The 13034-nt window shown below is 43.6% G+C and carries 13 protein-coding genes and 1 pseudogene; 5 read left to right on the forward strand and 9 right to left on the reverse strand.

The genetic code is table 11. The annotated features are described in order from the left end of the window. Positions 1-84 precede the first annotated feature (84 nt). From ACHBGV_RS06115 to ACHBGV_RS06125, 3 genes are all read right to left on the reverse strand, one after another. Positions 85-1401 carry an FAD-containing oxidoreductase gene (locus ACHBGV_RS06115; protein ID WP_394735888.1) on the reverse strand — a complete coding sequence of 439 codons (1317 nt, stop codon included), beginning with the start codon at positions 1399-1401 and terminating at the stop codon, positions 85-87. A 108-nt stretch (positions 1402-1509) separates the two neighbouring features. Further along, positions 1510-2859: an ATP-binding protein gene (locus ACHBGV_RS06120; protein WP_394735889.1), complete on the reverse strand. Its 1350-nt coding sequence runs from the start codon at positions 2857-2859 to the stop codon at positions 1510-1512. 1 nt (position 2860) lies between these two features. After that, a complete protein-coding gene (locus ACHBGV_RS06125; RefSeq protein WP_394735895.1) occupies positions 2861-3508 on the reverse strand; it encodes a response regulator transcription factor in 648 nt (215 codons plus the stop codon). Between the two features lie 166 nt (positions 3509-3674). Here ACHBGV_RS06125 and ACHBGV_RS06130 point away from each other — a divergent pair, with 166 nt between their 5' ends. Then, positions 3675-4373: a type II CAAX prenyl endopeptidase Rce1 family protein gene (locus tag ACHBGV_RS06130; RefSeq protein ID WP_394735890.1), complete on the forward strand. Its 699-nt coding sequence runs from the start codon at positions 3675-3677 to the stop codon at positions 4371-4373. Between the two features lie 18 nt (positions 4374-4391). Continuing rightward, complete coding sequence (locus ACHBGV_RS06135) at positions 4392-5201, forward strand: PrsW family glutamic-type intramembrane protease (protein WP_394735891.1); 810 nt, start codon at positions 4392-4394, stop codon at positions 5199-5201. A 76-nt stretch (positions 5202-5277) separates the two neighbouring features. Here ACHBGV_RS06135 and ACHBGV_RS06140 read toward each other — a convergent pair. The 3 genes and pseudogenes from ACHBGV_RS06140 to ACHBGV_RS06150 form a co-directional block, all read right to left on the reverse strand. After that, a pseudogene (locus tag ACHBGV_RS06140) lies at positions 5278-5754 on the reverse strand (FAD-dependent oxidoreductase); the annotation flags it as partial. A 111-nt stretch (positions 5755-5865) separates the two neighbouring features. Continuing rightward, positions 5866-7149: an O-acetylhomoserine aminocarboxypropyltransferase/cysteine synthase family protein gene (locus tag ACHBGV_RS06145; RefSeq protein WP_394735892.1), complete on the reverse strand. Its 1284-nt coding sequence runs from the start codon at positions 7147-7149 to the stop codon at positions 5866-5868. 162 nt (positions 7150-7311) lie between these two features. Further along, entirely contained in the window at positions 7312-7698 is a 387-nt protein-coding gene (locus tag ACHBGV_RS06150; RefSeq protein ID WP_125265615.1) for a hypothetical protein, read from the reverse strand. A 405-nt stretch (positions 7699-8103) separates the two neighbouring features. Here ACHBGV_RS06150 and ACHBGV_RS06155 point away from each other — a divergent pair, with 405 nt between their 5' ends. Continuing rightward, positions 8104-8478, forward strand: coding sequence for a hypothetical protein (locus tag ACHBGV_RS06155; RefSeq protein WP_105160421.1), 375 nt, complete (start codon positions 8104-8106; stop codon positions 8476-8478). Positions 8479-8525: 47 nt separating this feature from the next. Beyond that, the gene (locus ACHBGV_RS06160) at positions 8526-8852 is read left to right on the forward strand and encodes a hypothetical protein (RefSeq protein WP_105110578.1); all 327 of its coding nucleotides are present in this window, start codon (positions 8526-8528) and stop codon (positions 8850-8852) included. 53 nt (positions 8853-8905) lie between these two features. Here ACHBGV_RS06160 and ACHBGV_RS06165 read toward each other — a convergent pair whose 3' ends face one another. Then, positions 8906-9178, reverse strand: coding sequence for a hypothetical protein (locus ACHBGV_RS06165; protein WP_394735893.1), 273 nt, complete (start codon positions 9176-9178; stop codon positions 8906-8908). Positions 9179-9189: 11 nt separating this feature from the next. Further along, complete coding sequence (locus ACHBGV_RS06170; RefSeq protein WP_105110603.1) at positions 9190-9663, reverse strand: hypothetical protein; 474 nt, start codon at positions 9661-9663, stop codon at positions 9190-9192. Between the two features lie 132 nt (positions 9664-9795). Here ACHBGV_RS06170 and ACHBGV_RS06175 point away from each other — a divergent pair, with 132 nt between their 5' ends. Beyond that, positions 9796-10593: a S24 family peptidase gene (locus ACHBGV_RS06175; protein ID WP_172067033.1), complete on the forward strand. Its 798-nt coding sequence runs from the start codon at positions 9796-9798 to the stop codon at positions 10591-10593. Between the two features lie 133 nt (positions 10594-10726). On the opposite strand, the gene topA is transcribed toward ACHBGV_RS06175, so the two are convergent. Continuing rightward, entirely contained in the window at positions 10727-12820 is a 2094-nt protein-coding gene (gene topA, locus ACHBGV_RS06180; protein ID WP_394735894.1) for a type I DNA topoisomerase, read from the reverse strand. Between the last annotated feature and the right edge of the window lie 214 nt (positions 12821-13034).

A 13034-nucleotide genomic window follows, 5' to 3' on the forward strand; every position in this document is an offset into this window, starting at 1 on the left:
CCTAGTCTATTCTTACCATTCATTATACCATATTTGCAAGTGCTTACCGACAAAAAACCGCCCTGTCGGACGGTCAGTACTCTATTAAAAATTAAAGACGTCATTCAAATTCTCAGCCATAGTTGGGTGAGTGAAGATTTGAGTCTTGAAGTAGGTATATGGAATCTTGTTGTCAATGGCCATAGCAATCAGGTTAATCAGTTCTTCCGAATTGCGGCCAAAGAGCGTTGCCCCAAGAACCAAATTGGTCTTCTTGTCCACGACCACCTTGAAGATACCACGAAGGTCATTGTTGACGTGGCCACGTGGCATATTGGCTACTGGCAATTCATTGGCAACCACTTCAAAACCTGCTGCCAGAGCTTCCTTCTCCGTCAGACCGACACGCGAAAGGACTGGGTCGATAAAGATGCTAGTCGGTACTGACTTGCGCTGACTGAGGCTGTAGGTGCCAGTCCCTGTCAACTTGCCAAAGACGATACGGAAGTCGTCTAGCGAAGTGTAAGTGAATTGTGGTCCGCCATTGACATCGCCCACTGCGTAGACACCTGGAACTGTCGTCTCACAGTAGTCATCCACCTTAACAGCACCATTTTCCAAAAGCTCAATCGCCGTATTTTCCAAGCCCAAGTCAGCAGTGTTCGGCACACGACCTGTCGCATAGAGGACAGCATCGAAGATTGCCGTTTCGCCATTAACCGTCACGGCAACTTGCTCGCCCGTAGCTGCTACTTGCTCAATTTTAGCACCCAAGACAAAGGTCACGCCAGCTTCTTCCATATACTCCTTGGCTAGCTGAGCGACTACTTCCTCTTCTCTTGGTAAAATAGCAGAGCTGGCTTCATATACTGTCACCTGACTGCCGAGTTTGCTATAAAGACCAGCAAATTCCAGTCCAATGTTACCACCACCGATAATTGCCAACTTGTCAGGACGAACCTCCAAATTCTGAATGCCAGTACTGTCATAAACGTGTGGCGTATCCAACAAACCAGGAATTGACAGTACACGCGACTTGGCACCTGTATTAATGATAATGGTTTCCGCAGTCAGTTGAATCGACTCTTCACCAGCAACTACCTCCACAACCTTGTCAGCTACAAAACGTGCGTGACCTTGATAAAGATTGGCACCGCTGCCTTTCAAGACCGCTTCATTTTTATTCCGCAAGCGAGTAGTCACAGTTTCCTTTTGCTCCATGACCTGTTCAAAAGTCCAGTTTTTATCTGCTGCTACCAAGAGAGTCTTGGTTGGAATACAGCCGATATTGATACAGGTACCGCCGAACATAGCAGGATTTTCCTCGACCAAGGCAACTTTTTTACCTAACGCAGAAAGCTTTCCTGCCAAGGTCTTACCTGCCTTACCAAAACCAATTACTAACAAATCATACTGTTCCATAAAATACTCCTTTTGCTATTTTCAACCCTAGTCTATCAAAAAAGAAAATTTTTAGCACAATTCTGCTACGGATAACAAAAATCCCTTGAAAAGAAGGGATTTCATGTCTTAAAACCGAATGACAAACCGCATGGTATGATGATCAAGCGGGAAAAATTCATAGGAAAACTGGTGACTGTCCAAAATCTGCTTGACCAAGTAGAGTCCAATACCTGTCCCTCCGTCCTCCTTGCTACGACTGTAATCTGGTCGGTAGAATGGCTGGAAAACTTGGTCAAGTTCTTCCTGGCTGAGCAAATGAGAAACCTGATTATCTATCAAAAGCTGATTGGCCTGGAGTTTGAGTTTTATGCTTGCCTGCGGACTGGTATAACGAAAGGCATTGTCCAGGATATTTTTTAGAGCCTTGGTGAGATAGATCGGATTCCCATGAATAAAGACTTCTTCCAAGTCAGTTTGAAACGGATAGCCTTCTAATAGTGCCCAGTCAACATAGGAAGGTAGGATTTCTTCAAGCAGGCTATGAAGGGCTATTTCTTCTCCCTTGTTTTTTATAGCCATATCCACTGTGGTAGCTTCTAGGATAGACTGAACGAGGGCTGCTTGCTCAGCTAGGATATCACGACACTTGGCTAGGTAGGTCTGATGGTCCTTGAAATCCCCGACATTATAAAGCATCCCCTCGACCAGACCGGTCATGCTGGCAATGGGCGTTTTGAGTTCATGTGAGGTCATACGGAGAAAGTCAGATTTCTCCTTCTCACGCACCAGGCTACGCTCGTTTTCTTCTCGCAACTCTTCTATGCTGCTCTGCAATTTTCCATAAAGATGGTTGATGTCCTGGGCCAAAGTAGCAATCTCATCACGACCCATCACTTGACAGGCCAGACCTGCTTGTAAGCTCTGCATTTGCCGTGTCGTCGCAGAGAGGTGGGTAATCCTACGAGTTGAGAAGCGGCTATAAATAAAGGCTGAGGTCACGGCTAGGGCAATAATCAAGAGGAGCACAAAGGGATAGAAGGTCAAGAGAGTTTGACTGACTCCTGATAGGGTATGGAAACCATATTCGGCTGTGAGAACCAACTCCTTGCCTTCTTTTGTAGTGACAAGAGCCGACCAAGAGCCAATCTCATCGTACTGGCCTTGCTCCAGATAACTGCTTCCCCTCTCCTGACTGCTCTCTTCCTGCGAAGGATAGATAATCTCCTGATCGGCAGAATAGAGGGTCAAAAGTAGGTCGGGGGAATCTTGGTCGTAGGCGGTCAAACTGGCGAGAATCCTTTCCTGGTCCTGACCTTCTAGGGAAATAAGAACTTGGTTATATTCCTGTCTGAGCTGGTCTTTCTTAGCTTGATTGTAATAAATAGGCATGGCATAGTAGAGTAGACCAAGCAAGATAAGTGAGGTCAGGCTGACCATTAGAGTTACGATGAGGAATTGTTTTTTGGCTAGTTTCATCTTAGATCTCCAACTGATAACCACGGCCAATGACCGTTTTTAGGGGAAGGTCTGGTAATTTCTTTCTCAGATTTTTGATGTGGTTGTCAAGAACGCGACTATCCAATTCTGTATAGCCCCAGATATCCAACATCATGCCGTCTCGACTAACAATCTGGCCCTTGTGCTTGATCAGATAGTGTAGAATGCCATACTCCTTCTGGGTCAAGGAAACTAGCTTGCCCTGGTCATAAACCATACCTGTTTTTTCAGATAGGCTGATGGTTCCAACCACCAGTTGATCCGTTTGACATTCCTGACGGAGAATATTCTCAACCCGTTTCATCAGGATAAGGGGAGAAAAGGGCTTGGTGACATAATCACTAATCTGCTGATTAAAAGACAGAAGCTGAGTGCATTCGTCCCCCAAGGCTGTCAGCATGAGCACAGGCATATCGGAGGTTTTCCGAACTTCCTGCAAGACTTCCAAGCCGGTCATCTCAGGGACCATGATGTCTAGAATAAGGAGGTCAAACCGACTTTCCTGACTAGCTTGATAAGCTGCTCTGCCATTGACAAAACTCAGGACTTCGTGCCCCTCTTCCTTCAAAAATTCACAGACAACCTGGTTGATAACAGTGTCGTCTTCCAGTACCAAAATGCGTGCCATAGTCGCTCCCTTTTCTTTCACTTCTCTCTCCATTATAGGCTTATTTGTACGAGGGCTCAACTGATTTTTGACAATCGCTACAAAAAAACAGATAAAAAACAGATGACAGGTAGGGTGAGAATAGTTGGATTTGCTAAACTGGGGATAGAAACTAGAAAGGATACTTATGTTAAAAGAAAAGAAGAAGTATATTTCCTCCGTGGATTTGCTAGTTGTGGCTGTGATTTTATTCGGAGAGGGAATCATCAATTCGACCTTACAGTGTATCGGTCTTTTCACTCAACAAACCAGCCTGGCGGAGAATTTGACCTTTACACCTCTTGACAATATCAAGGCCTTGCTGATCCAGTTGGTCTGGCTCAGCTTAGCTCTCGCCTATCTTATCTGGCGGAAGGTGGATATTTTTCAGTTGACAAAACGAATATTCTGGACACCTTGGGTTCCCTTACAAGCTCTGCTGATTTTCGGATTGGCGGCCTTCTGTATGGATATTTTTCACTTGTTGACCTATCAGTTGACAAGTCCAGTCATGCCCTCCATGTTCAACCTTCTGCCACACATTGACATCACCCTGCTAGCCTACTCCCTCCTCAATGGCTTTTACGAGGAAATATTTTTTCTGGGGCTATGTTTTATGATCAAACCCGAGGAGAGTAAGTGGATTCTTCCCTTCTCGCTCCTGGTTCGGGCTAGTTTTCACACCTATCAAGGTCTGGTGGCTGGAATTGGTCTTGGCTTGATTGTGGGGCTTCTCTTTCATTTTCTCTATCAAAAACGCCAGCCCCGTAATCTACTGCCCTTCTTTTTAGCTCATAGTCTGGCTGATGTCATCGGTCTGACAGTCTTGTCTTATCTTCTTTACTAAGCATACGAAAGGAATCTTATGAAACACCTATGGAATACCTATAAAAGTCAGTTTGCCCTTATTCTTGCCAGCCTTGGTTTTGTCAGTGGCTGCAAGATGATTTTTGATGAACTGGCCAAGCCGAATGGCATGGAAGAAAAATATCCTCTCTTTCTACTAACCATTTCACTGGTAGCCCTCTACCTCCTTCCCTTACTGGTACTCATCCGTCACTTGGAAAACCGCTATGCTATTTCCAAAAAAGTCAGTCATTTAAGTTGGATTTTGGGCCTGACTGCCGGAGTAGCTTTTTCAGACTATGGACACACAGCTATTGGCTACTTTTTGCTGGAGATTGTAAAGGTCAGCGATGATTTTCGTTATGACTGGGGGGCTGCTGTTTCTGCCCCGTTTGCAGAAGAGTTTGGCAAGGCTCTGGTTGTTGTCTTAGTTTTACTAATTGCAAGAAAAATGACTCTCAAACATGCCTTGGTCAGTGGTATCATCGCTGGTCTTAGTTTCCAAATCATTGAAGATATCATGTTCACCTTCCGTGATATGTTTATTGGTAAACTAGATGGGTTTGAGACCATTATCGGTCGTGTTGGACAGGCTGGTTGGACTCACTGGGTATTTACCATGCTCTTTGCTATTGGTATGGTGGCACTTTTTACCAAACAAAAAGCCATGTCAATAGTTCAAGGTCTATTTTGGATTGCGGCAAGTATCGGTCTGCACTTCTTCTTCAACTCCCCATTGCATACAGGTATTTTAACAACCCTGCTTCCAATGGCTAGTGTCTTGCTGGGACTTCTTGCCTATCGAACAGTTGATCAGTTAACAGAGTAACAGAAAAAATCCGCCCAAACGAGCGGATTTTTTTCTATTCATCAGATTAGAACAAACCAACGCCGTTAATTGCCTACTTGCCAGGACGAACCTCCAAGTTCTGAATGCCTGTACTGTCATAGGCGTTTGGCGTATCCAACAAGCCTGGAATTGGAAGAATACGTGACTTGGCACCTGTGTTAATGATAATGGTTGCCGCAGTTAACTGGAGGCTTTCTTCTCCAGCAACTACCTCCACAACCTTGTCCGCAACAAAACGTGCGTGACCTTGATAAAGATTGGCACCGCTGCCTTTCAAGACCGCTTCATTTTTATTCCGCAAGCGAGTAGTCACAGTTTCTTTTTGCTCCATGACATGCTCAAAGGTCCAGTTTTTATCCACTGCTACCAAGAGGTTTATGGTTGGAATACAACCGATATTGATACAGGTTCTACCAAACATAGCAGGATTTTCCTCAACCAAGGCAACCTACTTCCCAGCTGCTGACAGCTTACCTGCCAAGGTCTTACCTGCCTTACCAAATCCGATAACCAACAAATCAAATTGTTCCACTAGATTACTCCTAAACATTATTTACTTGTCTTTATTCTAGCAAAAAGAAAGCATTTTGGCAGAATTTTGCTACGAAAAAAGACTTGAACCATTGTCCAAGTCGATTCTATTTTATGATAAGCTGTCTAGGGCTATCTTCAAGTCTTCAATCAAGTCGTTTACATTCTCGAGACCAATTGAAAGACGGATTTGATTTGGCGTGACACCTGCTGCGAGCTGAGCTTCTTCTGGCAATTGAGCATGTGTGGTAGTAGCTGGGTGGACCACCAAAGATTTAGCATCAGCAACGTTGGCCAAATTAGAGAAGATTTCCAAACTATCAATGACTTTACGCGCTTCTTCGGCTCCGCCTTTTACCTGGAAGGAGAAGATGGACCCCACTCCTTTTGGCAAATACTTATCCGCCAGTGCCTTGTAAGGGCTATTGTCCAGCGAAGGATAATTGACGGAATCTACCTTAGGATGATTGAGCAAGAAATCAACGACTTTTTCTGCATTGGACACATGACGCTCAACGCGAAGAGAAAGAGTTTCTAACCCTTGCAACAACAAGAAGGCGTTGAATGGAGCTAGGGCTGCACCCGTGTCACGGAGCAATTGAACACGAACCGCCACAATGAAGGCTGCTGCACCCAAATCACGGGTATAGCTGATATTGTGATAGCTAGGATCTTCCTCAACAAATTGCGGGAACTTCCCAGATGCTGCCCAGTCAAATTTACCAGAGTCAACAATGACACCACCAATTGTTGTACCATGTCCACCGATAAATTTAGTCGCTGAATGTACTGCAATATCTACACCATTTGAGAAGACATTGATGAGATAAGGCGTTGCAAACGTATTATCCGATACCAATGGAATCTGATTTCTATGTGCAATGTCCGCCAATTTTTCAAGGTCAGGAACATTGATAACCGGATTACCCAAGGTCTCAATAAAAACTAGTTTGGTGTTATCTTGAATCGCTGCTTCTACTGCCTCGAAGTCATCAATATCAACAAAGGTGGTTGTGATTCCATAGCGTGGCAAAGTTTCTTTGAAAAGATTAAAGGTACCACCATAGAGAGTTGTTGCTGCTACGATATGATCACCAGCATGAGCCAAAGCTAAGATAGTATAGGTGATAGCCGCCATACCAGATGAAGTAGCCAGAGCTCCAACACCACCTTCTAGCGCTGCAATCCGATTCTCAAAGGTTGCTACTGTAGGATTAGTAATTCGAGTATAGATATTTCCCAATTTGCGAAGAGCAAATAAGTCTTCCGCCTCTTGGGCATCATCAAATACATAAGAGGTTGTTTGATAGATTGGTACAGCACGAGATTTTGAAGCCGAATCTACTTCCTGCCCCGCATGCAATTGCAAGGTCTCAAACGAAAATTCTCTAGTCATAAGGGATCTCCTTAGTTCTTTTTGAACATTGTACTCTATTTTCACAGGCTTGACCAATAGAAATTTTTAATCCAAGGCTATAGTTATAGACTATATCATTCTAAGAAGCAAGAAAAAATACCCAATAATCATGGATTATCGGGTAATACCTATTTCAGTCAACTAATCATCAAGGGTAATTGTTTCAACTACGTTGTCTTTTATGACAAGTTTAAATCCCCTACCCTTGACTGGGAAAATCCCATTTCCAAGGGTTTTTACAACGCTCTGTAATTCCTCGTCTTCAGCTATTATTCGATTCAAGATAGCAACATCAAGCTGCTCAACTCGCTCCAAATAACGCAGCATTGCATGTTCCGAAACAATCAAATCGCTTCGGCCTTTCAATGCCTGGATCCTCTGATTGACTGAATTAAGTTTGGAAGAGACCAGAGAAATTTCTTTACCCACCTGACCTTTACGGTCACGAAGGTTCTCTAGCTGGGCCTCTAATAGAACTTTCTTAGATTCGAGGTACTTGAGTTCCTCTTGTTCTTTACGATTGCTCATATTTTGCCCCCTTTCTATATTTTGCAAAAGAATATCATCTTTGCATAACATCCTCTTCCAAATCTATATTAACATAAATCTAAAAAAATGTCTGGTAAACGACATATAATCCTATAACAATTTCTTATGGTTTTATACTAAATCCTCAAAGGAGATTCGACCAGATTTACCTTGAAAAACAAGCATTTTTTTGCTATACTTATCTTAGTGAAACCCACATTTTCATGCCTACAAAAAGGCAAATAACTAATAATTCTGGAGAATGATATAGTCAATTTCAAGACTGGATAACCTATCAGCCTTGTTTATACTTGAACCCTCTTAAACAATGTCACTATCATATAAAACTATGACATATTTCTACACAAAATGTGATGGTCAATCATTATGGAAGGACGGGTAACTATGAAAAAATTATTGCTGACCATACCTATTTGGAGTCAGCTCCTATTCCTTTTTCTAGTGCACAGTTTCATAGCCATCTACTTAATGCCCTACTCATTGTATATTTCCATTTCAATGAGTTTAGGAATCTTAATTGGTTACAGTGGCCGTTTCTCTAAGAAAGATACTCCTCAATCTCCAACATTCTTTCAACTAAAGCCTTGGCGAAAACTCCTCTCCCTTCTTCTGCTATTGTTAGCTGCATTGGTCACTGTTTGGCTGTCCAAAGGCAACCAGCAGCAACTGCTTCGTGGAATCTTAATTGGAACACTCTGCCTCTTAGGTGTAGTGCCTCTAGAAAAGTATGACCAATATTTAAGTCAGTTGCGCACTTAGAATGACCACCCAGCCAAATCTAATCCTGGAAAGACATTTTAAGATACATGAAAAATCTCCTAGAATACATTGGTCCTATTGGACTTATTACCCTAATCATTGCCTACAGTATATACAGGAGGCTCCACCCGACGACAGAAGATGATAAGCACCACCTGCCCAGCCGATGTCCAGAATGTTCGTCCACATCTATTCAAGCCTACAAGCCGGCTAGAAAGCGCTACTCTCGAACTGCAGCTATGATGGGCCACCTATTGAATGGTAGTCGAGGAGCTTGGTTTGCTACCCTCTACGAAGCTGACCGAACCTACTACTACTGTCGGTACTGCGGGCACAAATTTGACAGAAAAGAAAATAGATTCCTGGCAGAATAGGATTCACCTACAAGGCACTTGAGGACGCACTCTCAGGTGCTTTTTATATCCAACTAGCTTGCCAATCTTTCCTCCTGCCCAAGATTGGTCTGATAAAGATAGCGCATCCGTTCAATCTGCAAGCGAAATAGCCCGACCAGGGCTGATACATCCAAAACCATTTCCTTAGTTCGAGTTGCTTCCATGACACCATCTACCAAACGACTGACTTCCTCACCATCTCGAACTCCCATAGACCACAGCTCCTGCAAGATAGTAATACCATAGCGCCTCTCATACTCAACCATGCTTTTCAATACCCACTGGTACTCAGTCTGATGTTTCATTTGATTTCTCCTTATACACGACTCAACAGGGAACGATTGTAAAATTGATTGGTTAAACTGGCCTGCAACATGGCCAACTCCACAATAGACTGGTAGTTTGTCAAATCAAGCCCTTCTAATATCCGATAAGATATAAATAATTTTGGCTGCAAGCGACTCAGATGACTGCTCCAGGCAAGCCCATCCTCTTTGAATAAATCAAAGGCAAGAAAATATATCTGATTGACTAACTGATAGGCTCTGCTATTTAACAAATAGGAATAATCCTGCATTACATCTCGGCAAAAGGAAGCTAACCAAATCGCAGCCCTCAACTCTGGATTCCCCTGGTATTTAGCCAGCAAGCGCATGGTCATGAGACCAGCTGTACCCTCAGACAAGCTGTCAACACACACATCACCCGTATCTAGTCCAAAATGCTCAGCATAATTCTCCCACTCCCGATACAAGGTTTCCCACTGAATCTCAGTCCTCCGAACTTCCATTTGTCTATCCTCCAATCCTTCTGTTTTCATTATCTTACCATCATTTTTGAATTTTGTCAAACATGTTAAACAAAAATTTGATATTTTATTCAAGATATGGTAAAATAAGTTAAACAATCAAGGAGGAAAGCCATGATTCTAGGTGACATTTTAAAAAACTATCGGACAAACGAAAAACTATCAATGGATAGATTTGCGGAAAAATCCGGCCTAACCAAGGGTTACATTTCTATGCTGGAAAAAAATCAACATCCAAAGACTAAGAAACCTCTTCTACCAACCATGGAAACTCTGGAAAAGATTGCGATTGGGATGGGCATCCCAGTGCATGAACTGATTGCCCAATTGGACCAGGACCAGGATATTGCCCTGACCCTGACACCTGGACAATTTGCCCAATTCCATTACAAAATGTCAAATCAGGTCCAAGAACTAGACCAAATATTGGTAGGTGACTACCGTGATAAATGGATTCACTTTGGCTTTGAGCAGGTAGCTAACATGGCAGATTCAGATGCACCGTCAGGCGAGGTTATCAAGCTGTCTGACTACTTAGAGACCGTCCAACTTCCTGTCCAAGGCAAGGTGTCTGCTGGTAGCGGTTATTGGCAGGACAGCGACTTTGATAACCTAGTCACTTTTTCTACTGATACTATTCCTACTCCACAGGAGTACGATGCTATTGCTGAGGTGGTCGGAGATTCAATGGCGCCCTACATTGCCAACGGTGACTATCTCTTTATCCGTCTCTCTCACCAAGTCGAGCTCAATACTGTAGGAATTTTTTCGGTCAACGGCGAAAATTTTGTCAAAAAAAATAAGGGAACCTATCTCGAATCCCTTAATCCCGACTATGATGATATCCTCTTGTCTGAGGACGACGACATCAGACCAATTGGTCAACTCGTCCAAATTTATTCTCCTGAATAATATGAAAAATCCTGTGGTTCTCAAAACTACAGGATTTTTGCTTTATCTTTGAATAGACGACCAAAATGCAGACTTGGCTTGAGGCTTTTCACCACCAAATCGACAGGCTCATCCATTTGATTCCTACAAAAGTTTACTTAATCTTTTCTTCTTCATAATCACCGTTCGGGCAGATGACTTGCTTGCCACCACCACGAACCTTCTTCTCAACCAGATAATGGTCACATTTTGGACAGGCACGACCGACCGGCTTATCCCAAGATGTAAATTCACATTCTGGATAACGGTCACATCCGTAGAAAAGACGATTGCGTTTGCTCTTGCGCTCAATGACCTGACCCTGATGACAGACTGGACAGGTCACGCCGATTTCCTTGGTGATTTGCTTGGTATTGCGGCAATCTGGGAAATTGCTACATGCGTAGAATTTACCAAATCGCCCCAGTTTGATGACCATGGGATGACCACAAACGTCACAGTCAAATCCGGCAGGCTCATCCTTGATTTGGATTTTCTCCATTTGCTCCTCAGCCTTGGTCAACTCAATCTTGAAAGGCTGGTAGAAGCTATCGATAATCTTCTGCCACTGCTCTTTTCCAACCTCAACGTCGTCCAATTTCTGCTCCATTTCGGCTGTAAATTTGACGTTGACGATGTCTGGGAAAAATTCAACAATCAATTTATTGACAATCTCGCCCAGCTCTGTCGGCTCAAATCGCTTGGCAGCCAGTTTAACATAATAGCGTTTTTGGATGGTCTCAATGGTCGGTGCATAGGTAGATGGACGACCAACACCATTTTCTTCCAAGGTCTTGATTAGTGTCGCCTCAGAATAGCGAGCTGGTGGCTGCGTAAAGTGCTGCTCAGGATTGGTAGCGGTCCGAGTAACCGTATCACCTTGCTCCATATCCGGCAACATTTTATTCTTGTCTGAGTCGTTGTAAACCGCCATATAACCGTCAAACTTGACTTGGCTACCATTAGCCGCAAAGAGAACGCCATTTTTCCCTAGACGAACGCTCATGGTGTCAAATACAGCCGCAGCCATTTGGCTGGCTACAAAACGATTCCAAATCAGTGTATAAAGACGGAGCTGGTCCTTATCCAGATATTTGGCAATGGATTCTGGGGTCAGATTGACATTGGACGGACGAATAGCCTCGTGGGCATCTTGGGCACCACTGGCATTTTTGAACTTGCTGCCATGCTTAGAATAGTTTTGACCAAACCGCTCTGTGATAAAGGCAGCAGCCTGCTCCTGGGCCACTGGACTAATCCGCGTCGAATCGGTACGCATGTAGGTAATAAGACCCTGCGTGCCGCCTGTTCCAAGACTGACCCCTTCGTAAAGCTGCTGGGCAATCATCATGGTCTTCCGCGTACGGAAATTGATTTTATTGGCCGCATCCATTTGCATGGTGGAAGTGGTGTACGGTAATGGCGCATTGCGTCTCCGCTCCTTGCGTTCGACTTGCTCCACCAAGAAATCATCACCCTTTAGCCTATCCAAGACTTCCTTGACTTGGTCATTGTTTTCGATTTTGACTTTCTTGCCGTCCACTCCATAAAATGATGCCTGGAATTTTTTCGTTCCTTTTTTGAAGGTAGCGTCAATGGTCCAGTATTCTTCCGGCTTGAAATTGTTGATTTCATTTTCTCGGTCAATGATGAGCTTGAGGGCAACGGATTGCACGCGCCCTGCCGACAAGCCTTTCTTGACCTTTTTCCATAAGATTGGCGAAATCGAATACCCTACGATACGGTCCAAGACCCGACGGGCCTGCTGGGCATCGACCAAGTCATGGTTGATAGCACGCGGCTCCTTGAAGGCATTTTTTACCGCATCCTTGGTGATTTCATTAAATACCACACGGTTTTTGTCCTGCTCATCCAAGCCCAAAATGTGGGCCAAATGCCAGGAAATCGCCTCTCCTTCCCGGTCCGGGTCACTCGCCAGATAGACTTGTTTGGCATTCTTGGCCTCTTTTTTCAAAGAATTGATGAGCGGCCCTTTACCACGAATATTGATGTATTCTGGTGCGTAGTTATTGTCAAAGTCAATGGACATGCTGGATTTTTTCAAATCACGGATATGTCCGACCGAGGCAACTACCTTGTAATTTTTACCAAGATATTTCTCAATGGTCTTGGCCTTGGCAGGCGACTCTACGATAACCAGATTTTTCTTGTTCGCTGTTTTTTTCTTACTAACTGTTTTTGTAGCCATTCTCATTCCTTACAAATATTTTTAACTCACAAAGAATATACTATTTTTCAGCTAGTGTCAAGATTTTTATTTTCCTATAGGAAAACTTATTTTAAACCCGCGTTGTAAAATGAAGTGCAACAAAAAAGACATGTTCATCTGATATACTAGAATTCCCCAACTCAGTATAGAAAGCAGATGAACATGTCCAACACTCATTCTACCAGAAACTCAT

Origin of the sequence: Streptococcus sp. A34 (assembly GCF_043674115.1) — a bacterium.
GTDB classification, from domain to species: Bacteria; Bacillota; Bacilli; order Lactobacillales; family Streptococcaceae; genus Streptococcus; species Streptococcus suis_V.